This is a genomic window from Streptomyces sp. NPDC001093, from assembly GCF_040298985.1.
Lineage (GTDB): Bacteria > Actinomycetota > Actinomycetes > Streptomycetales > Streptomycetaceae > Streptomyces.
The window spans coordinates 24,260-44,837 of sequence record NZ_JBEPBF010000085.1 but is presented as its reverse complement, the minus strand read 5'-3'; the positions used below and the strand labels follow the sequence as shown (position 1 = coordinate 44,837).

19 protein-coding genes and 1 pseudogene are annotated in these 20,578 nt (G+C 72.8%); 11 read left to right on the top strand and 9 right to left on the bottom strand.

What is annotated here, in order from left to right; translation table 11 throughout:
* Both ABT288_RS32730 and ABT288_RS32725 read right to left on the bottom strand, forming a co-directional pair.
* The coding region (locus tag ABT288_RS32730; RefSeq protein ID WP_351615502.1) for a TIGR04282 family arsenosugar biosynthesis glycosyltransferase at positions 1 to 425 on the bottom strand (425 nt) is incomplete at its 3' end.
* A complete protein-coding gene (locus ABT288_RS32725) occupies positions 422 to 1,114 on the bottom strand; it encodes a glycosyltransferase family 2 protein (protein WP_351615499.1) in 693 nt (230 codons plus the stop codon). The genes ABT288_RS32725 and ABT288_RS32730, both read right to left, overlap by 4 nt.
* Positions 1,115 to 1,225: 111 nt before the next feature.
* Between ABT288_RS32725 and ABT288_RS32720 the strand changes: the two genes are divergently transcribed.
* Positions 1,226 to 1,957 carry a response regulator transcription factor gene (locus ABT288_RS32720; RefSeq protein WP_351615496.1) on the top strand — a complete coding sequence of 244 codons (732 nt, stop codon included), beginning with the start codon at positions 1,226 to 1,228 and terminating at the stop codon, positions 1,955 to 1,957.
* 2 nt (positions 1,958 to 1,959) lie between these two features.
* The gene (locus tag ABT288_RS32715; protein WP_351615493.1) at positions 1,960 to 3,072 is read left to right on the top strand and encodes a sensor histidine kinase; all 1,113 of its coding nucleotides are present in this window, start codon (positions 1,960 to 1,962) and stop codon (positions 3,070 to 3,072) included.
* Between the two features lie 4 nt (positions 3,073 to 3,076).
* Here the strand turns inward: ABT288_RS32715 and ABT288_RS32710 are convergent, their stop codons facing one another.
* Together ABT288_RS32710 and ABT288_RS32705 are read right to left on the bottom strand one after the other, a co-directional pair.
* Positions 3,077 to 3,379, bottom strand: a complete 303-nt coding sequence (locus ABT288_RS32710; RefSeq protein WP_351615490.1) for a hypothetical protein — start codon at positions 3,377 to 3,379, stop codon at positions 3,077 to 3,079.
* 100 nt (positions 3,380 to 3,479) lie between these two features.
* A complete protein-coding gene (locus tag ABT288_RS32705) occupies positions 3,480 to 4,469 on the bottom strand; it encodes an NAD-dependent epimerase/dehydratase family protein (protein WP_351615488.1) in 990 nt (329 codons plus the stop codon).
* Between the two features lie 362 nt (positions 4,470 to 4,831).
* Here ABT288_RS32705 and ABT288_RS32700 point away from each other — a divergent pair, with 362 nt between their 5' ends.
* Positions 4,832 to 5,704 (top strand): SGNH/GDSL hydrolase family protein, encoded by an 873-nt coding sequence (locus ABT288_RS32700; RefSeq protein ID WP_351615486.1) that lies wholly within the window; start codon positions 4,832 to 4,834, stop codon positions 5,702 to 5,704.
* Positions 5,705 to 5,717: 13 nt separating this feature from the next.
* On the opposite strand, the gene ABT288_RS32695 is transcribed toward ABT288_RS32700, so the two are convergent.
* Complete coding sequence (locus ABT288_RS32695; RefSeq protein WP_450863000.1) at positions 5,718 to 6,530, bottom strand: SDR family NAD(P)-dependent oxidoreductase; 813 nt, start codon at positions 6,528 to 6,530, stop codon at positions 5,718 to 5,720.
* A gap of 88 nt (positions 6,531 to 6,618) precedes the next feature.
* Here ABT288_RS32695 and ABT288_RS32690 point away from each other — a divergent pair, with 88 nt between their 5' ends.
* Positions 6,619 to 7,470 (top strand): helix-turn-helix transcriptional regulator, encoded by an 852-nt coding sequence (locus ABT288_RS32690; RefSeq protein ID WP_351615484.1) that lies wholly within the window; start codon positions 6,619 to 6,621, stop codon positions 7,468 to 7,470.
* 106 nt (positions 7,471 to 7,576) lie between these two features.
* Here ABT288_RS32690 and ABT288_RS32685 read toward each other — a convergent pair whose 3' ends face one another.
* Positions 7,577 to 8,725, bottom strand: a complete 1,149-nt coding sequence (locus tag ABT288_RS32685) for a glycoside hydrolase family 19 protein (protein WP_351615483.1) — start codon at positions 8,723 to 8,725, stop codon at positions 7,577 to 7,579.
* Between the two features lie 93 nt (positions 8,726 to 8,818).
* Positions 8,819 to 9,253 (bottom strand): septal ring lytic transglycosylase RlpA family protein, encoded by a 435-nt coding sequence (locus ABT288_RS32680; RefSeq protein WP_351615480.1) that lies wholly within the window; start codon positions 9,251 to 9,253, stop codon positions 8,819 to 8,821.
* A 212-nt stretch (positions 9,254 to 9,465) separates the two neighbouring features.
* On the opposite strand from ABT288_RS32680, the gene ABT288_RS32675 reads away from it, so the two are divergent.
* The 5 genes from ABT288_RS32675 (at position 9,466) to ABT288_RS32655 (ending at position 17,147) form a co-directional block, all read left to right on the top strand.
* The gene (locus ABT288_RS32675) at positions 9,466 to 10,119 is read left to right on the top strand and encodes a maleylpyruvate isomerase N-terminal domain-containing protein (RefSeq protein ID WP_351615477.1); all 654 of its coding nucleotides are present in this window, start codon (positions 9,466 to 9,468) and stop codon (positions 10,117 to 10,119) included.
* A 260-nt stretch (positions 10,120 to 10,379) separates the two neighbouring features.
* Positions 10,380 to 12,572: an MMPL family transporter gene (locus ABT288_RS32670; protein ID WP_351615474.1), complete on the top strand. Its 2,193-nt coding sequence runs from the start codon at positions 10,380 to 10,382 to the stop codon at positions 12,570 to 12,572.
* Positions 12,573 to 12,909: 337 nt separating this feature from the next.
* Positions 12,910 to 14,196, top strand: coding sequence for a phosphodiester glycosidase family protein (locus ABT288_RS32665; protein WP_351615472.1), 1,287 nt, complete (start codon positions 12,910 to 12,912; stop codon positions 14,194 to 14,196).
* A 231-nt stretch (positions 14,197 to 14,427) separates the two neighbouring features.
* Positions 14,428 to 14,886, top strand: coding sequence for a PPOX class F420-dependent oxidoreductase (locus ABT288_RS32660; protein ID WP_351615469.1), 459 nt, complete (start codon positions 14,428 to 14,430; stop codon positions 14,884 to 14,886).
* A 104-nt stretch (positions 14,887 to 14,990) separates the two neighbouring features.
* On the top strand, positions 14,991 to 17,147 hold the full coding sequence (locus ABT288_RS32655) for a hypothetical protein (protein WP_351615466.1): 2,157 nt from the start codon (positions 14,991 to 14,993) through the stop codon (positions 17,145 to 17,147).
* A gap of 26 nt (positions 17,148 to 17,173) precedes the next feature.
* Here ABT288_RS32655 and ABT288_RS32650 read toward each other — a convergent pair whose 3' ends face one another.
* Entirely contained in the window at positions 17,174 to 17,761 is a 588-nt protein-coding gene (locus tag ABT288_RS32650; RefSeq protein ID WP_502972883.1) for a Rossmann-fold NAD(P)-binding domain-containing protein, read from the bottom strand.
* A 72-nt stretch (positions 17,762 to 17,833) separates the two neighbouring features.
* Between ABT288_RS32650 and ABT288_RS32645 the strand changes: the two are divergent.
* Together ABT288_RS32645 and ABT288_RS32640 are read left to right on the top strand one after the other, a co-directional pair.
* Positions 17,834 to 17,983 (top strand): annotated as a pseudogene (locus ABT288_RS32645) (helix-turn-helix domain-containing protein); the annotation flags it as partial.
* 49 nt (positions 17,984 to 18,032) lie between these two features.
* Entirely contained in the window at positions 18,033 to 19,118 is a 1,086-nt protein-coding gene (locus tag ABT288_RS32640; RefSeq protein WP_351615464.1) for a hypothetical protein, read from the top strand.
* Between the two features lie 100 nt (positions 19,119 to 19,218).
* On the opposite strand, the gene ABT288_RS32635 is transcribed toward ABT288_RS32640, so the two are convergent.
* Positions 19,219 to 20,400, bottom strand: a complete 1,182-nt coding sequence (locus ABT288_RS32635; RefSeq protein WP_351615508.1) for a putative hexosyltransferase — start codon at positions 20,398 to 20,400, stop codon at positions 19,219 to 19,221.
* Positions 20,401 to 20,578: the final 178 nt, after the last annotated feature.

Sequence of the window (20,578 nt, the reverse complement as noted above, 5' to 3'; positions counted from 1 at the left end):
CTCCGAGCAGGAGCGCGGATTCGCCAGGCCAGGCCCAGCGCCCAGAAGCCGCCGTCCTCGGCCGGGCCGAGGACGGCGTCGCAGCCCGCGAAGTCCACGGTGAGCAGCTCCGGCGTCACCTGCGGGGTGTCCATGCCGATGAGCAGCGCCGGGCCGGAGCAGTGCGCGAAGGCGTCCGCCAGCCGCTCGTCCAGCCCGCCCGCGCACTGCGGCAGCACCTCGAAGCCCACCGGCAGCCAGTCTCCCGGCGCCCCGTCGAGGACGAGGACCCGCCGGGTCGCGGGGGCCGCCGCCACGGCATGCAGGGTGTCCGCGAGCGCCGCCTCCGCCAGACGGGCGGCCTGCTGCGGGGTGAACGGCGGGGTGAGCCGGGTCTTGACCCGCCCCGGCAGCGGTTCCTTCGCGATGACGAGCAGCGTGGTCACCGTACGAGCCCCCCGTCGGCCGGGGTCTCGGCCAGCACGCGGCTCATGTCCCGCACCGCCTGCCAGGTGCCCCGCCAGGTGCCCGTCACCTTGGAGGCGCCGGTGCGCGGCCGGTAGGACACGTCGTGCTCGGCGATGAGCCAGCCGGCGTCGGCCGCGCGGACGACCATCTGCAGCGGATAGCCGCTGCGCCGGTCGGTGAGGCCGAGCGCGAGCAGCGGCTCACGGCGGGCGGCGCGCAGCGGGCCCAGGTCGTGCAGGCGCAGTCCGGTACGGCGGCGCAGTATCCGCGTCAGCGCGAGATTGCCCGCACGGGCGTGCGCCGGCCAGGCGCCCCGGCCCTCGGGACGCCGTCGGCCGAGGACCAGGTCGGCCGCGCCGTCCCGGATCTCCCGTACGAAGGGCACGAGCAGCGCGGGGTCGAGGGAGGCGTCGCAGTCGCAGAAACAGACGATGTCGGCCGTGGCCGCGGTCAGTCCGGCGTGGCAGGCGGCGCCGAAGCCGCGCCGCGGCTCGTGCACCACCGTCGCGCCGAGCGCGCGGGCGATGTCGGGGGAGCCGTCGGTGGAACCGTTGTCGACGACGAGGGCGCGCCAGCCGGCCGGGATCCGGCCGAGCACCCAGGGCAGGGCCTCGGCCTCGTCCAGGCAGGGGAGCACCACGTCGACGTCCGCTGAAGTGGTCGTCACGGTTTCACCCTACGAACGCCAATCGGGCATTTGGGACTCATGGTCCTTACGAAACGCGGACGCCCGCCCCGCGGCCCGACGGCGGCGGCCGAGCGGTGGGAGGCTGGAGCCATGCAATCGCTGTACGAGCCCCACGGGACCGAAGCCGCAGGCGGGACGGCCCGGATCCTGGTCGTGGACGACGATCCGACCGTCGCCGAGGTCGTCACCGGATACCTGCACCGCGCCGGCTATGTGGTCGACCGCGCCGACGACGGCCCGACCGCCCTCACCCGCGCCGCCGCGCACCGGCCCGACCTCGTGGTGCTCGACCTGATGCTGCCCGGCATGGACGGCCTGGAGGTGTGCCGGCGGATGCGGGACGGCGGGCCCGTGCCGGTCATCATGCTCACCGCCCGCGGCGACGAGGACGACCGCATCCTGGGCCTGGAGGTCGGCGCCGACGACTACGTCACCAAGCCCTTCAGCCCCCGCGAACTCGTCCTGCGCGTGGAGTCGGTGCTGCGCCGCAGCCGCCCCGCCACCACGGGGCACCGGCTCGCCGCGGCCGGCCTCTCCGTCGACCCCGACGCCCGCCGGGCCACCAAGAACGGCACCGAACTCGCCCTCACGCTCCGGGAGTTCGACCTGCTCGCGTTCTTCCTGCGGCACCCGGGCCGCGCCTACAGCCGCGAGGACCTGATGCGCGAGGTCTGGGGCTGGGACTTCGGCGACCTCTCGACCGTCACCGTCCACGTCCGCAGGCTGCGCGGCAAGGTCGAGGACGACCCGGCCAGGCCCCGCCTGATCCAGACGGTGTGGGGCGTGGGCTACCGCTTCGAACCGGACGGGGCGGTGCACTGACCATGCGTGACACCCTCCTCATCGCCCTGTACGCCTTCGCCGGCGCCGCGGCCGCGGGGGTGGCGGGAGCGGGCGTGCTGCGCCTGATCCGGCGCCGCTCGCTCACCGCCTCCGTCGCCGTGGTCGCGGCGGTCGGCGTCGGCGCGATGCTCGCCGGCACGCTCGCCGTCGCCTGGGCGATGTTCCTGTCCTCGCACGACCTGACCGTGGTCACCACCGTCGTCGCGATGGCGGCCGTGGTCTCCCTGGCCACGGCGCTGCTCCTCGGCCGCTGGGTCGTTGCCCGCAGCCGCGAACTCACCGACGCCGCCCGCTCGTTCGGCGACGCGGGCGCCTTCGCCGCCCCGCACGGCCCGGTCACCGCCGAACTGGCCGCCCTCAGCCGTGAGCTGGCCGCCACCAGCGCCCGGCTCGCCGAATCCCGCGAACGGGAGCGGGCGCTCGAGAAGTCCCGGCGCGAGCTGGTCGCCTGGATCTCGCACGACCTGCGCACCCCGCTCGCCGGACTGCGCGCCATGTCGGAGGCGCTGGAGGACGGCGTGGCCGCCGACCCCGGCCGTTACCTCAAACAGATCCGCACCGAGGTCGAACGGCTCAACGACATGGTCGGCGACCTCTTCGAACTCTCCCGCATCCACGCGGGCACCCTCCCGCTGAGCCCCTCCCGGATCTCCCTGTACGACCTGGTCGGCGACGCACTGGCCGGCGCCGACCCGCTCGCCCGGGAACACGGGGTACGGCTGGTGGGCGACCGCGTCGAACCCGTACCGGTGGAGGTGGACGGCAAGGAGATGACCCGGGTGCTCGGCAACCTCCTGGTCAACGCCATCCGCCGGACCCCGCCCGACGGCACCGTCGCCATCGCCGCCGAGCGTACCGACGACGGGGTGGTGCTGTCCGTCACGGACGGCTGCGGCGGCATCCCCGAGGAGGACCTGCCGCGCGTCTTCGACACCGGCTGGCGTGGCAGCGACGCGCGGACCCCGCCCGCCGGGGCGGGGCTGGGGCTGGCGATCGTACGGGGCATCGTCGAGGCCCATCAGGGCCGGGCGACCGTCCGCAACATCCCGGGCGGCTGCCGCTTCGAGGTGACCCTGCCGACGGCGAAGGCGTGAACGGTCACTCCGGGCGGCAGCTGATGGAGTTCGGGGCCACGTTCCGGCATGTGAGCCCGCTCCCCGGGCCGATGATGCGCGAGAGGAGCGGCGCGATGTCCTTCTCGCAGGACAGGCCCGAGCCGTCCTCGGGGTCCTCGTTCGCGTGACGGCAGACCTTGTCGATGACGGTGCCGCTGTCGACCTTCGGGCCGGGCGGCGGCGCGTCCGCGGAGGCTGATGGGACGAGGAGGCCCAGGCCGAGCACCGGCGCGGTGAGCAGGGCTGCGACCTGGGCGCGGGTCGGCCTCAGGGTCCGTCGCGACATGGCTGTCCTTTCGACTGGTTCGTACGCATCGATGGGTTCATGCGCATTTCGAAGCAGCGCCATGATCAAGGGTCAGGCCGTCCCACGCGTGTGGACACGCTCAGTGCGTTCGCGTGAACTCCCGCATTCCCTCCGCGAAGCCCACCTCCGGCTTCCAGCCGAGTTCCGTGCGCAGCCGGGAGGAGTCCGCCGTGATGTGGCGGACGTCGCCCAGCCGGTACTCGCCGGTGACGACCGGTTCCGGGCCGCCGTGGGCGGCGGACAGGGCGCGGGCCAGGTCGCCGACCGTGTGCGGCTCGCCGCTGCCGGTGTTGTACGCGGTGAGGGTTCCGGGGCGCGGCCCGGCCTCCAGCGCGACGACGTTGGCCGCGGCCACGTCCCGTACGTGGACGAAGTCCCGCCGCTGCCGGCCGTCCTCGAACACCCGCGGGGCCTCGCCGCGTTCGAGGGCCGAGCGGAAGAAGGAGGCGACGCCGGCGTACGGGGTGTCGCGGGGCATCCTGGGGCCGTACACATTGTGGTAGCGCAACGAGATCGCCGTACCGTCCGTGGCGCGGGCCCAGGCGGCCGACAGGTGTTCCTGGGCGAGCTTGGTCGCGGCGTAGACGTTGCGCGGGTCGGGCGGGGCGTCCTCGGTGACCAGGCCGGGGACGAGCGATGCGCCGCACCGCGGGCAGCGGGGTTCGAAGCGGCCCGCCTCCAGGTCGGCCGCGGCCCGCGGCCCCGGGCGTACGACGCCGTGCGCGGGGCAGTCGTAGCGGCCCTCCCCGTACACCACCATCGACCCGGCAAGCACCAGCCGCCGGACGCCCGCCTCGGCCATCGCGGCGAGCAGGACGGCGGTGCCCAGGTCGTTGCGGGAGACGTACTCGACCGCGTCCGTGACGCCGTTGCCGAGGCCCACCATGGCCGCCTGGTGGCAGACCGCGTCCACGCCGGACAGGGCGCGGGCGACCGCTGCCGGGTCGCGCACGTCGGCGCCCCGACCGGCCCGGACGTCGTACACGAGCGGCTCGTGCCCGCTCGCGCGCAGCGCCTCGACGACATGGGACCCGATGAACCCGGCACCGCCGGTGACCAGTACACGCATACGGCCACGCTAGAGGCCGACGGCACGGGAACCGGGTGACGCGACCGCCATGTCATGACTTCGTAAGGGCTCGCTGTCGCCCGCACCGGGGAACGCGCCGGGTGATGCCCACCGTCAGCCTCTCGCGCCCAGACAGCAGTTGTTCCCGAAGAAGCTGAGTGTTTCAAGAACTTCTGTCAACAACGTTGACTCCTGGGTGCGCCGCCCGCACATTACTTCTCGGTAGTACCTCGCGGTAACCCCGCGACAAGGCAACTCCCCCTTGCCCTGAGCCGCCGCATTCTCGCGCACCAGCACACACACGGGCACAGCCATGCCCGCCTGCTGCGTGTCCCCACCTCGAGAACAGGGAGCACCCGCCCATGCCCAAGTCTGCCCTGCGCCGGGCCATCGCCGCGACGTCCGCGCTCGCCGGCGCGCTGGCCCTCGGCCTCACCGCCGCACCCGCCCATGCCACGACACCCCTGAACTACGCCGCCCTCGGCGACAGTTACAGCGCCGCCTCGGGCGTCCTGCCCGTCGACGCGAGCAACCTGATCTGTCTGCGCTCGACGGCCGACTACCCCCACGTCATCGCCGCCCGCACCGGCGCCGGGCTCACGGACGTCACCTGCGGCGCCGCCCAGAGCAAGGACTTCACCGCGTCCCAGTACCCCGGGGTCGCCCCGCAGACGGACGCGGTCACCGCCGGCACCGACCTGGTGACGCTGACGATCGGCGGCAACGACAACGGCACCTTCGTCGACGCCATGCTCGCCTGCGGAACCGCCGGCATTCTCAGCGGCGGCAAGGGCAGCCCCTGCAAGGACATCTACGGCAGCTCCTTCGACGACGGGATCGACACGAAGACCTACCCCGCGCTGAAGAACGCGCTGGACGCCGTGCGGGCCAAGGCGCCGAACGCCCGTGTGGCGGTGCTCGGTTATCCGTGGATCACGCCGGCCCAGGCCGACCCGTCCTGCTTCGCCCAGCTGCCGGTCGCCTCCGGTGACGTGCCGTACCTGCATGCGCTGCAGGCCCACCTCAACGCCGTCGTGCAGCGCGCCGCCGAGGAGTCCGGGGCGACGTACGTCGACTTCTCGCAGGCGTCGGAGGGCCATGACGCGTGCCAGGCCGTCGGCACCCGGTGGATCGAGCCGCTCCTGTTCGGGCAGAACATCGTCCCGGTCCACCCCAACGCGCTCGGCGAGCAGCGCATGGCCGAGCGGACCCTGAGCGTTCTCGGTCTCGGCTGACTCCCGCGCCCGGTCAGGCCCGTGCGCCGCCGTCGACCCGCAGCACCGTGCCCGTCACGAAGGAGGAGCGGTCGCTCAGCAGCCAGGCGGCGGCCTCGGCGATCTCCTCGGGAACGGCCGCGCGGCGCAGCGGGGTGAGCGCCGTGAGCCGGTCCTGAAGGCCGGGAGCCTGAGCTTCCCAGGCCCGGATCATCTCCGTCAGGGTGTTGCCGGGCGCGATGGCGTTGACGCGGATGCCTTCGGGGCCGTAGGTCACGGCGGCCGACTCGGTGAGGCTGTTCACCGCCCGCTTCATCGCACCGTACGCGGGCAGTTCGGGGTTGCCCCGCAGACTGCCGACGGACGAGTTGTTGACGATGGCGCCCGTCCCGGCGGTGGCCCGGATGGCGGTCACCTCGGCGACCATGGCGAGCCAGACGCTCTTGAGGTTCACCGCGTAGACATGGTCGAACTCGGCCTCCGGCAGCTGGTCCATGGGGCCGGGCGGCTGGATCGTGGCGCCGTTGTTGAAGGCGATGTCGAGGCGGCCGTACAGGTCGACGGTACGGTCCACGGCGGCCCGCACGCTCGCCGTGTCGGCCAGGTCGCACACGACGTAGTCCGCGGTGCCGCCCGCCGCCCGTACCTCCTCGGTGACGGCCTTCAGCTGGGCCTCGGTGCGGGCCGCGAGCAGGACCCGGGCCCCTTCCCGGGCGAAGAGCCGGGCCGCGGCGGCGCCGATCCCGCGCCCGGCACCGCTGACGAAGGCGACCTTGCCGGCCAGCAGGCCGTATGCGGGCGTGTCGATGTCCGGTGTGTCGTCCATGACGTTCTGTGCGTTGTCCATGGCAGCGAGCCTGCGCCCCGGGTGGCGGGCCCATCCAGGCACCGGCAGTACCTGGATCGGGCTCGCCGCAGACCCGCACACTGGAGGTGTGGACAGAGCGGAACTGGCGGGATTCCTGCGCAGCAGGCGCGAGCGGATCGGCCCTGCCGACGTGGGCCTGGCCGCCGGGCCGCGCCGTCGCACGCCGGGGCTGCGCCGCGAGGAGGTGGCGCACCTGGCGTTCATCTCGACCGAGTACTACACCCGGCTGGAGCAGGCCCGCGGCCCGCGTCCGTCCCGCGAGGTACTGGCCGGACTGGCCCGCGCCCTGCGGCTGTCGGACGCCGAACGCGAGCACCTCCATCTGCTGGCCGGCGCCTCGCCGGACCGCGCGCCCGGGCCCCCGCGCGAGGTGCGGCAGAGCATCCTCGACCTGATCCACCGGCTGCCGCGGTCCGCCGCCTTCGTCACCTCGGCCACGCTGGAGGTGCTGGCCTGGAACGAGCTGGCCGCCGCCCTGATGGAGGACTTCTCGGCCCTGCCGCGCCGCGAGCGCAACCTCGCGCGCCGTGCCTTCCTCGGGCCGCGCTCCGAGGGGCAGCGGCTGTACGGCGTGTCCGACGCCGACGCGTTCGCCCGGCACGCCGCCCGCCGGCTGCGCACGGCCGCCGCCCGCTACCCCGACGATCCCGAGGTGACCGGGCTGATCCGCGAACTCCGCGCCGGCAGCGAGGAGTTCGCCCGGCTGTGGGACTCCCACGACGTGGACGCGGAACCCACGCTCCGCAAGACGTTCCGGCATCCGCAGGTCGGGCCGGTCACCGTCAACTGCGACGCCCTGGACCTCGCCGACCGGGACCAGCAGGTCGTGATCTACACCGCCGTCCCCGGCACACCGTCCGAGGAGGCGCTGCGGCTGCTGTCGGTCATCGGCACCCAGCGCATGGACGCCGCCCGCTGAGCCGGACCAGCCGTACGGTGCGCACCTGGATGCCGTGCTGATGGCGGGCACGCGGTGCACCGCCTCTGTTGCGAGGCGGTGCACCTGTGGGCGAGGGCGGACCCGGTCAGCAGTACAGGTTGCCGCCCGGCGAGACGCCGAGGATCTGGGTGAAGCGCTGGTAGGCGTCGACGCGGCTCTGGACCTGGGCGGGGTTCTTGCCGTCGCACTCCAGGGAGCCGTTGATGCTGCGGATGGTCTGGCCGAATCCGGCACCGTTGACCATGGCGTCGTGCGGGGTCATCGTGCCCGGCCCCGACTGGGTGTTCCAGTACCAAAGGCCCGTCTTCCAGGCGACGGAGGCGTCGTTCTGCACCTGCCAGGGGTTGTCCAGGAGGTCGATGCCGAGTGCGTCACCGGCGGCCTTGTAGTTGAAGTTCCAGCTGAGCTGGAGCGGGCCGCGCCCGTAGTAGGCGGCCTGTCCGGCGGGGCAGCCGTACGGCCGGCTCCAGTCGCAGTACGTCGGGTAGTTGGCGGTGTTCTGCTCGACGACGTGGACCAGGCCGCCCGTCTCGTGGCTGACGTTGGCGAGGAAGGCGGCGGCCTCCTGCTTCCGGACCGTGTCGCTGCCGGTGTTCGCGAAGCCCGGGTAGGCGCTCAGGGCCTGGACGAGGCCGCTGTAGCTGTAGAAGCTGTTGCGGTTCGGGAACATCTGGTTGAACTGGGCTTCGGAGACGACGAATCCGGACGGTGTGCCGCTTCCGCCGCCGGCCGGAGCGTTCCACTTCTGGTTCGCGCCACTCGTGCAGGTCCAGATCTGCAGCCGCGTGCCGTTGGCGCTGTTGTCGTCCCGCACGTCCAGGCACTTGTTCGCGGCCGGGTTGACGATGTCGTGGGCCGGCGTGACCACCCACTGCTGGTTGGCGCCGCCGGAGCAGTCCCACAGCTGGACCGCCGCGCCGTCGGTGGTGCCGCGGTCGACGACGTCCAGGCACTTGCCGAGCGCCCGCAGGGTGCCGTCACCCGGGTTCGACCAGTTCTGCGCACCGGTTCCGTTGCAGTCGTAGAGCTGTACGGCGGTGCCGTTGGCGCTGTTGGCGCCCTCCACGTCCACGCACTTGCCGGCCAGCCCGGTGATCCGGCCGTCCGCGGCCCGGGCGGGCGAGGCGATGAACAGCGCGGCGAGGAGGGCGGCGACGGCGCCGCCGGCCAGGAAGCGTGCGAGACGCCCCGGACGTATGGGTCTGTGCGGGAGTTCGGCGAGGCGGAGGTGCATCGACAGGTGCTCCGGTCCAGGTCGGGTGGATGGGGTGCGTGCCGGTGCCGGCGGACGTGCCGTGCCGCCGGCCGGAGACGGGGGTACGGGCCGTCAGCCGAGGACGGTCTCCGTGACGACGATGTGTCCGGCGTCGGGATCGAGGCTTCCGCCGAGCCGTCCGAAGGCGCCGTCGGTCAGGTCCAGGCACTTGGGTACCTGCGGAGTCCAGGCGAACGTGCCCCGGTCGTTGATGCGGACCACCAGCGACCTGCCGTTGGCGGTGTTCGTGACCTGTACCCGTGTGCCGAAGGGCAGTTGGGGCTGACGGCTGAGCGAGGTCGCCGCCGTGTCGGCGTTGTTGTCGAAGAGTTCGCCGCTGGCCGTCAGGGCGCCGGGCGGCTGCGGACCGTAGTGGGTCGCCCAGCAGGTGTCGGAGTCCTGAGCGGCTGGGGCGTGCGTGCCGGCCTGGGCCGGGGAAGCGGTGAGCAGGCACGCGGAGAGGCCCAGTGCGGCTGTGAGGACGGCGGCGGAAGGGGACCTGGCCATGGAGGAGGGTGGCCTTTCGGGTGGGGGATGGCTGAGCTGTGAAACTAGAGGTACAGACCATTGGGGTCAAGGTGTGAAGTAAGCCATGAGGAAAGCGAGTTGAGGCGCGTCGCCGCACCGCGGCACGCGGAGTGGGGCAGGCACGCCATCCGAGTTCCGGCCCGTCCGAATTCGGTTGTCCGCCGAGCCGGCCCCGCACTACCGTGCGGTCAGTGGATCTCTTCTCACGCTCTTGGACGGCATTGCGCACAGCGGTCGCGGAACTCCCGGACGAGGACTTCGAGCGGCCGTCCGGCTGTACCGGCTGGCTGGTACGTGACCTGGTGTGCCACCTGGTCATCGACGCCCAGGACGTCCTGATCACACTCGTCACACCCACCGACGCCGAACCGACCGTGGACGCGGTCACCTACTGGAACCTGGTCGAGCCCCCGACCGGCCAGGATCCGCTCGACGCGCTGATCCCCCGGCTGGCCGCCGCCTACGGCGAGCCGCGGTGGCTGAAGTTCCACCTGGACGACGTCGGTTCCGCGGCGGGCCGCGCCGCCGAGCTCGCCGATCCGGCCCTCCGCGTCCGTACGCGCGACGAGGTACTGACCGCCGGCGACTACCTGTCCGCGTACGTGGTCGAATGGACCCTGCACCACCTCGACCTGATCGCCCGTCTGCCGTCGGCCGCCGAGCCACCCGTCGAGACGCTCACGGCGGCGCGCGCGTCGCTGGAGAAGATCGCGGGCACTCCCTTCCCCGCCTCGTTCTCCGACAAGGACGCGCTGCTCGTCGGCACCGGACGCCGTACGCCGACCGAAGCGGAGAAGGCCGCCCTGGGTGACTTCGCCGCCGAACTCCCGTTCATCCTCGGCTGAGCGGCCTGTCCCGGTCCTGGGCCGAGGGCTCACGTGTCCGCTCGGCGCTCCACGTCCCGGGCGCTCCACGTCCCCTGAGCGCTCGAACATCACTCGAGGGGGAGACCAAATGGCGAGATGACCTTCCTGTCCGGTCACTACCATGTGCCATAAGACAACCATTCGACCGGCTCGTTCGATACGCGCCGGTCAGGGTCGCCGACGTGCCAGGGACCGCTCCCCGGGCTGTGGTGATCTTCCTGCCCAGGAGGACCTTCCGCATGTTCCGACGTATTGGCGCCACAGTCGTCCGACATCCCGTCTGGACGATCGTGGCCTGGCTGATCGCAGCGGTGGCGATCGTCGCCACTGCACCGAGTCTGCCCTCGAACAGTGACGAGAGCAGCTTCCTTCCCAAGAGTTACGAGTCCATCAAAGCGGCCGATCTCCAACAGAAGGCGTTCCCCAGCACCTTCACCCCGTCCGCGATCGCGCTGTACCAGCGCACCGACGGCGGCGAGCTGACCGCCGCCGACAAGCAGGACATCGCCCGGATCACCACCGAACTGGGCAACAAGCACATCGACCAGGTGCAGAAGGTCGTCCCCGGCCCGCCGTCCAAGGACGGCAGGTACGACCTGACCCTGGTGCAGATGGACAGCAAGAACGCCGGCCAGCCCAAACAGGCCGACGCGGCCAAGGTGTTGCGCGACGACGTCAAGCAGCTGGCCAAGGGTACGCATCTCGACGTCAAGCTCGGCGGTAGCGCCGCCCAGGCTCTCGACCAGCAGGACTCGTCCAAGCGAGGACAGGCGCTGATCGGCTTCGGCACCTTCGCGATCATCCTGGTGACCTTGCTGATCATCTTCCGGGCGCCGATCCTGGCCGTACTGCCCCTGGTGCTGATCGGCCTGGTGTCGGCCGTCGCCAACGGCCTGATCGCCTACGCCACCAAGCTGTTCGACCTCCAGGCGAACAGCTCGATCTCGTCGATCCTGATCGTCGTGCTCTTCGGCGTGGGTACGGATTACTTCCTGTTCCTGATGTTCCGGTACCGCGAACGACTGCGCGCCGGTGACGAACCCAAGCAGGCCATGGTCAACGCGGTCGGCCGGGTCGGTGAGGCCATCGCCTCGGCGGCCGGGGCCGTCATCATCGCCTTCCTCGCGCTGGTGCTGTCCACCCTCGGCTTCCTCAAGCAGATGGGCCCGGCGCTCGCCATCGCGGTCGGCGCGACCCTCGTCGCGGGTCTGACCCTGATCCCGGCGGTGGTCTCGCTGATCGGACCGAAGGTCTTCTGGCCTTCCAAGTCCTGGCAGAAGGAACCGGAGAACGCCCGCTTCGCCGCCCTCGGCCGCGGGGTCCAGCGCCGTCCGGCGCTCGCCGCCGCGCTGTCCGGTCTCGTCCTGGTCGCGCTGGCGGGCGGCATCTTCGGTTACCACGCCACCTTCGACCTGGCCTCGGGCTCCATGCCGAAGACCAAGGAGTCCATGGTCGTCCAGGACCAGATGCAGAAGGCGTACTCGGCGGGCGCCGCGGCACCCACCGACGTCTACCTGTCCAGCACCGACGGCAAGCCGCTGGACAAGGCGGCCTTCGCCGCGTACGCGAGCAGGCTCGGGGCCGTGGACGGGGTCGCGAACGCCCGCATGACACAGGTGAACAAGGACGGCAGCACCGCGGACTTCACCGTCACGCTCAAGTACGAGGCGTCGACGGACAAGGCGATCGACACCGTGGGCCGGGTGCGGGACGTCGCTCACGCCAACGCCCCTGACGGCACCAAGGCGGTCGTCGGCGGCATGTCCTCGATCTACAAGGACATCAACACCGCGGTGAACCACGACTACAAGACGGTCTTCCCGGTGGCCGCCATCCTCATCATGGTGATCCTGGGCCTGCTCCTGCGCAGCGTCGTCGCCCCCTGGTACCTGATGGCATCGGTGGGCCTCGGCTTCGGCGCCACCCTCGGTGCCACCGTGTTGATCTTCCAGAAGGGGCAGGGACACTCGGGCCTGATGTTCATGCTCCCGGTGATCATGTATCTGTTCGTGGTCGCCATCGGCACCGACTACAACATCCTCATGATCGCCCGGCTCCGCGAGGAGGCCCGCGAGGGCCGCGAACCGCGCGAGGCGGCCGGCATGGCGCTGCGCCACGCCGGTCCGACGGTCGCCGCGGCCGGCTTCATCCTGGCGGCGACCTTCGCCACGATGATGCTGGCGGGCAACTCGCTGCTCACGGAGATGGGTTTCGCGGTCTCCTTCGGCATCGCCGTCGCGGCCTTCGTCATGGCGATGTTCTTCACCCCGAGCCTCACCGCGCTGATCGGCCACGCCGCGTGGTGGCCGGGGCACGGTGACCAGGCCGAGGCGGCGACGGCCGGCGCGGGCACCGGTGTCAGCGGTTCCGCATCGGCGCCCGGCGCCGACCGGGACTCCTTCGCCCACGATCCCGCGGGGCGCCGCAACTAGCGGCAGCGCGGGTCGTGATGGGGCGTCCCGCCGGGTCATGAGGCCTGGCGGGACGCCCCGTCGTCGTGTCGCGAGGGATGCGGCCGACGGTCCCACGCTCACGTGCAGCGCTACTGAAGCGGCACAGCCTCGACCGGGCCCGCGCACGGCAGGACGGACGCCGGCCGGGTTCGTCAGGGTCGTCGGGTGCGGGGGAGCGCACGCCAGGCCCCCGGCCCGGTTCCTGCTCGCCGGTATCCGCCAACTCGACCCGCGTAACCGGCAGTTAACCGAACCGGGACCGGCACATCAACCGCCGCACGGGTGGACGTCCGCATCGACGAGCACCCTCGCGTGCATGGCATTCACCTCGTACAGACCCGGCTTGACCCGTGCGGCGACGCTCACCGCGGCCGCCCTGCTCCTGCTGCTCGCGCCGCCCGCCGGCCGGGCCACCGCCGCCCAGGCGACGCTCCCGCTCGGCGACCCCGGCCTCGCGGAGACCCGCACGACACAGACCCTGGCCGACGGTGTCACCCTCACCCGTGTCGTCCGGGGCACCGAGCCCGCCCCGGCCGACCAGATCAACACCACGACACGCGGCCCCTGGGTGGTCGACGTCCTCACCATCGACCCGCGCAGGGCGCACGGGCAGCTGAAGGCGACATTCGGCCCCGACCTGGCCCACACGGAGAGGACGACCGATCTGGTGCGCTCCTCGAATGCCCTGGCCGGCGTCAACGGCTCCTTCTTCACCTTCACCGCCAGCGCGCAGTATCCCGGCGACCCGGTGGGCCTCGGCCTCTACGACGGACGGCTGCTCAGCGAGCCCACCGGCGACCCCGCGGAGGCCGACTTCGTCGTGGACGCCCACAGCAACCGCGCCCTGATGGGCCGGCTGAGTTGGTCGGGCAGCCTGCACAACCGGCGGACCGGAGCCACCCTGCCGCTGAAGTACGTGAACCATCCGCCCGCCGTCCCGGCGGCCTGCGCCGACCTGACCGATCCCACCCGGTGCACCGTGCCCGGCGACGTCGTGCGCTTCACCCCCGAGTTCGCCGAGAGCACCCCCTCCGGAGCGGGCGTCGAGGTGGTCCTCGACCGGCACGGCTGCGTCGTCCGCACCCGGACGGCCCGCGGCACGCACCTGACCGCCGGCCAGACCTCGGTACAGGCCACAGGGGCCGACGCGGCGGCCCTGCTGCACACCGCCGACGGGGGCTGCCTGCGCACCGAATCCGTGCTCACGGACGAGCAGGGCCGCCGGCTTCCCGCCCGCCCGGGGCTGTTCGGCGTGAACGGCCGCTATCGCCTCACCGCGCACGGCCGGATCGTGGTGCCGGCCGGCTCGGGCAGCTTCTTCGACCGCAACCCGCGCACGATCGCCGGTACGACCCGCCAGGGCAAGGTCGTCCTGGCGACCATCGACGGCCGCATGACGACCAGTGTCGGCACCACGATGGACGAGACGGCGGCGGTCGCCAACGCCCTGGGCCTGGCCGACGCCGTCAACCTGGACGGCGGCGGCTCGACCACCATGTCCGTCGAGGGCACCCTGGTGAACCACCCCAGCGGGCCCACCGAGCGGTCCGTGGGCGACGCCCTGGTCTTCGTACCCCGCCCGTACCGGCCCACCGAGGGCTGAGCCCCGCCCCTCCGCTCGGCCGCCCGCGCTCGGCCACACGGTGATCCGGCGCGCGGCCGCATGGTCGTGCACGGCAGCGGCGTCCGGGTCGTCGATCCGCTCCAGCAGCGGTGATACGGCGACCCGGGCGAGCCGTGCGCGTGGACCGGCCGGAGCGGTACACGAACTGAGGGCGCCAGGTGGGGGCATGGCACCCGGAATACCCTCGTGCGGACGGGAGTTGATCACCGCATGACTCAAGGACCCGCACCTCGGCCCCTGTCCGACGAAGCCCTCTCCGATCTGCTCGCCAAGCAGCAGTTCGGCACCCTTGCCACGGTCAAGCGAAGTGGTCACCCCCACCTCACCACCATGCTCTACGCCTGGGACCCCCAGTCCCGCGTCGTGCGGCTGTCCACGACGGCCGACCGCGCGAAGGCGAAGCAACTGCGGCGCGATCCGCGGGCGGCGCTGCATGTGCAGGGCGGCGACGTGTGGTCGTTCGCCGTCGCCGAGGGATCCGCCGAGGTCTCCGAGACCACCACGGTGCCCGGTGACGCGGTCGGGCGGGAACTCCTCGCGATGCTCCCGCCGACCGCCAGGCCCGAGCACGAAGACGCCTTCCTCGCACAGCAGGTGGCCGAGCGCAGGGTCGTGATCCGGCTGCGGGTGGACCGGCTGTACGGGACGGCCCTGGACATCGAGGGCTGACCCCGGCCCACCGAGCTGCTCACACCCGTGAGCCGTCCGGACGACGGCCGGGACGACATGACCGCGCTGCCCCGGAGTCTGCGCCGACTGGCAGGATGCCCCGCATGGAACGCGCACACCCCCTCGACGGCCTCGACGCCCAGCCCTGGCCGGACTTCTCCCACGCCTACGGCACCGCGGAGGACCTTCCCGATCTGCTGCGGGCACTGACCGGGCCGGACGACGACGCGGCGGCCGCAGCGCTGTCGGAGCTGTACGGGAGTGTGCTGCACCAGGGCACGGTCTACGCCGCCAGCGCACACATCGCGCCGTTTCTGGCCAGGATCGCGGCCTCGGGCCATCGGACGGCGGACCTGCTGACGCTGCTCGGGGGTATGGCCGAGAGCGAGGACGAGCACGGCGTGCCGCAGGGCACGGTCCGGGCCGCCGTGACCGAACAGCTCGCCCTGCTGCTGCCCTTGCTCGATGCCGCCGAGCCGGAGGTCCGCCGGGCCGCGGCTTGGGCCGTGTCCCACACCCGCGCCACCGCCACCGTCCTTCCCGCACTGCGGGGACGCTGGGACGAGGAGTCCGAGCCGTCGGTGCGGTCGGCGATCCTGGCCGCGATGTCCCGGCTGGATGCCCGCGCCGGTGCCGAAGCGGCCGCCACGGTCCTGGAGCCCTCCCAGCCGCCGGAGCTGCGGCTCGCCGCCGTGTTCGCCTGTCTCGACGCGAACCTGCCCTGGACCGGGCAGCACCACTCGACGCTGCTGTCCCTCCTGCCCGCTGACGAACTGGTCTCGGACGGCTTCGACCTCGACCGCGCCGAGCCCCTGGCCGCCGTGGTGGAGGCGCTGCTCGGCCGGGACCGCGAGACGGACCGGGAGGCGGTGTTCGCGCTGCTGGACGCCGCTCTTCGGGACGGTCGGGCGGAGGTCCGTGCCGAGGCGCTGTGGGCGGCCGACCGCGCCTGCATGCTCTCGCGCAGCGCCCCGCGGCGGCTGCTGGCCGGGCTGATCGAGGCGACCACCGAGGAGGAGGGCGTGGTGGCGGCGGCATCGCTCCTGGGCCGCCTGGGCACCGCCGCAGCGCCGGCCGCGTCCGTCCTGGCGCCGCTCGCCGGCCGCAGCCCGGACCGGGCGGACGACCACGCCGACCGGGCCCTGGCCGCGCTCGTGCTGGTGGCTCCCGCCCAAGCCGTACCGCTGCTGGCCCGCGGCCTCGGCCGGCGCCCACGGGCCCTGGACGCCGCCGCGGGCTTCCTGAGCCCCGTGGACGTCGTCCTCCCCTACGACACCGAACTCCTCGAGGCGGTACGCCGCCGCCTCTCCCGCCCCGGAAGCCTGAGCGGCAACGAGCCGGGGCAGCTGACGAAGCTGCTGGCCGGCTGGGGCGCTCGGGCCGCCTCGGCGCTGCCCGAACTGTACGCGCTGCTGCCGCACTTCCCCGGACAGGCCGCCACCGCCATCATCCCCCTCGCGCGCGACTGCGGCCCCGGCGAACGGCAACGGGCAGCCACCGCACTGCGGGCCACCGCCGAACGAGGCTCGCTGCGGGCGGCGAAGGCGCTGTACGACCTCGTCGGCGAGCCGGAGCCGCTGCTGGCGTGCCTCGCCCGTGAGCTTCGACGCGACTCGCGCGACCTGCAAGAAGCCGCCGGAACAGCGGGCGCCCTCGGGCCCCGGGCCGGATCCCTGGTTCCCGTACTGCAGGCGGCACTTGCCGCAGGGAAGGGCAGCACCGTCACCCCCGCACTGGACGCCGACACCTCGCTCGCCGAAGCGCTGTGGCGCATCACGGGTGACGCCCCCACGGTCGTCGAGGCCCTGGATTCGGTGTTCGCCCGGGCGGCACAGAGCCCCTGGGCCCGCTGGTCCGCGGTGCGGGCCGCCCGGGCGACGGCACTGCTGGGCCCGGCCGGACGTCCGCTGACCGCCCGGCTCGAGGCCCTGCTCGGCGACCCGGAGCAGGTACCGGCCGCGGTGCTCGCCCTCGCGGCGGTGGCGGAGCCCGCGCCACCGCCGCGCACCGGGCTCGCCACGGCGGTCCTGGACGCCGTCGAGCAGGAAGCCGACCCGACGGGAGCCCTGGATGCCCTGCAGTCCCTCGGCTCCGCATCTCTGGCCCCACGTCACCTGGCCCGGCTGGCGGTTCTCGCCGACGGCGACGCGCGGGTCATCCGCTCGGGCGTGGAAGGCCGGATCATCCGCGAGGACGAGGCCTTCCGCGAGCGGGCGCGCAGGCTCCTCGCCGTCCTGACGGCCGACGGCACCAGGCCCTGAGCAGCCGGGGCCGTGGTGCGGTCGGGTCAGCTCCAGTGACCGGCGGCGGTCTCGGCGACGTAGTCCGCGAACGGCCTCGGCGGCCGGCCGAGGGCTCGTTCCACGGCGTCGGCGACCGTGGCGCCCCGGCCGGAACGGACGGTCACGAGCAGGCCGGTGAGCAGGCGCGCGACGTCGGCCGGAACACCGGAGGAGATCTGCCGCTCGGTGAACACACCGGGATCGACGTCGACATGGCGGACGACACGTCCGGTGGCCCTGCCGATGAGGTCGGCCGCCTCGCCGAAGCCGATCGCCCGAGGACCGGTCAGCTGGTACGTCCGGCCGCCGTGCCGGTCCTCGGTCAGCGCGGATGCGGCGACCTCGGCGACGTCCCCGGCGTCCACGAAAGGCGTGCGGCCGTCGCCGGTCGGCAGGGACAGGGTCGCCGTCCGGATCCCCTGGAGCCAGGGACCCTCGCTGAAGTTCTGCGAGAACCAGTCGGGCCGCAGGATCGTCCCTTCGACGCCCGAGCGCCGCACGGCCCGTTCGGCGCCCTTGAGGGGGTGGGTGTCGTCGGCCTCGCCCACGCCGTACGCCGACAGCAGCACCAGCCGTCGTACGCCGGTGTCCACCGCTTCGGCGACGAGCCGGGGGGTCCGCGCCTCATGGTCGACGTCGGTCCGTAGGTCGGGCTCGACCAGAGGGACACCGAGGCGACCGTCGCGGCCGTGGCCCACCAGGTCGGCTACGAGGACCCGTTCGCCTTCAGCGTCGCCTTCAAACGCCGCCACGGCACCACCCCCTCCCTGTGGCGCCGTCAGGCACGCCGACCCGAGGCCACGACCCCCGAGTGAGCCGGCCGGCCCCGGCCCGGTGTCAGTGGGCTCCGCTACCTTCGGACCCATGCCGATCACTGCACACCTTCGCGACTCGGTCCGCCTGCCCGGCGGGCAGGCCCTGGTCAACGGCTTCGCCTTCGAGAGCCGCGGGACCGACTCACGCCGTGCCCTCCTCCGGAGCGGCCATGAGCTGGAGGTGTACGACCTGGACGAGGTGTTCGCCGGAGAGCGCGCGCCCAGCGCCGTCTTCCCGCTGCCCTGGCCGGGTTGGGACAGCGGTGTCCACTCGGTGAGTCCCGACGGCACGTTCGCGGTGTTCTCGGGGCAGCGCGCGGCACGGGCCGTGGGCCCGGGCGGTGAGACCCTGTGGGAGTACCGGCACGGCTGCTGGGGACCGGAGACAGGCCACCCGCACACCGGGGACGAGCAGGAGGTGTGCCGGGGGCTCGAGCACGGCTCCTGCCGGATCTCGGACGACGGCAGCCTGGTGTGGGCGCACATCGTGGCAGAGCCGGAGGAGGGCGAATGGGAGGAGCGCTGGGTCGTCCTGGACGCCCGTGACGGACGCGAGCTGGCGGCGATGCCACTGGAGAGCGCCGCCGCCGGTTCGCACCAGCTCTCCCATCCGGACGGCGTCCATGTGGGCCTGTGCATCGGCATGGGCCAGGACGGCATCCTGCTGCACTGGGCGCGATGGGACGGCAGGGAGCTGACCGGCTGGGACCTGAACGAGACCATGGACCGCATCCTGATGGACGTCCACCCCGGGCACGCGGGCTTCCTGACGGTCCAGCACTACGGCGCCGACATACGGCTGCACGCCCTGGACGGCACCGTGCTCGCCGAGAGACCGGCCGCGTCGGACGACGACGAGCATCCCCTCCACTGGGACTACACCTGCGGCTTCGTGGACGCCGATACCGTCATCGCGTCGACCCTCGACTCCGCCGAGGACGGCAAATCCCCCAGCCACTGGATCCTCGACACCCCCACCTTGGAGATACGCGGCACGGTGACCTATCCCGAGGGCCCCGCCGACACCTACGCGCGCCCGCTGGGCGACGGAACCTGGCTCACCTACGACGCCGGCAGCGAGACGCTCAACCGCTGGACACTGCAGGCGTTGTGCGAGACCGAGGCGCTGGACTGACCGGCGCCCGGACGGACCGGTCCTCGCCCGTCGGGCGGCGAGCGCCTGGGCCAGGTGGCGTACGGGCGCGACCCCTGCCTGGTGTGTGTGCGCCGGTGGCTCACAGCGGCTGGCTGGCGAGGGCCGCCAGGTAGGTGCCGTAGAGCAGGGACACGGCCGTGAGGCCTGCGCACACCAGGCGGAACCGGGCCGACGGGCTTGCGCGCCACGCCCGTACGAGGGCGCGGGCCGGCGGGATGAGGAGGGGGAACGCCGGAAGGAGGAAGCGCGGCTTGGAGGAGAAGGGTCCGGACACCGCGAGCGCCAACAGCAGCAGCACGCCCACGAAGACCACCAACGGCAGCGGGGCGCGCTCCAGACACAGCACGCAGAACGACACGATTCCGGCCACGACGAGGACCACGGACACGGGATAGGTCACCCAACTGCCCCGCATCGGCATCGACTCCAGAAACCGCAGGGGCCCGACCGCGAGGTCCAGGCGGGAGTTCCAGGCACTCTGCACCTGCAGGTACCCGTGCCACAGGTCACCGGTCTGCCGTCCCACCCACAGCACATAACCCGCCCAGCCCAGTGGACCGAGGGCCGCGCCGGCCAGGAGTCCCGGGGTGGCGTGCCCGCGCTGTCGTACGACCTCGTGCGCGGCCGCGGCGGCGACGGCCGCGGCGACCGCGACCCCGTTCGGCCGCGCGAGGCCCGCCAGCAGCGCCAGAGAGCCCGCGGCCAGCCAGCGGCGGCGCAGCACGGCGTACAGGGACCAGGCGGCACACGCGGTGAACAGCGGTTCGGTGTAGGCGAGGGTGAGGGCCACCGATTGCGGCAGTACGGCCCACAGGGCGACGACGGCGGTGGCGACCGTCCGCCCGTGGAGGTGATGGCCGATCATGTAGATGCCGTACACGGCGAGCACCGCGGAACCCCAGGCGACCAGCAGCCCGGCCTGCCCGGCGGTCAGGGGGAGCAAGCCGCGCAGGGCGCGGATGAGCGCCGGATACAGCGGAAAGAACGCCCAGTCGGTCTGGACCGCGCCAGTGCTGGTGATGCGCAGCTGGGTCCCGTAGCCGTGCTCGGCGATGTGCAGGTACCAGACGGAGTCCCACGTATGGACCAGGCTCTTGCCGAACGGGCGGCCGGCCACTGCGTCGGCCACGATCAGCAGGACGACCCCGGCGAGCCGGACGGCTCCGAAGACGGCGAGGGCCCGGAGAACGCCCGGGGCACCCTGCACCCGACCGCGGCCGGTCTCGCGAGGGCTGTCGGGCGGCCGCAGCGCGGGTGACATGCTCACCCTCCGACCATGAACGGCCGGAAACACGAGCGCAATCCGGCACGCGTCCGGCCACGCCGACCGGCCGCCTACGGAGCACTGTGAGCAGGGGACCGCCGTACTGTTCACGGCCGGGGCCGGCGAGGAACGGCGAGCACATTCCTCGTGCGTCCGGACCGGCGCTGTGCGGCAC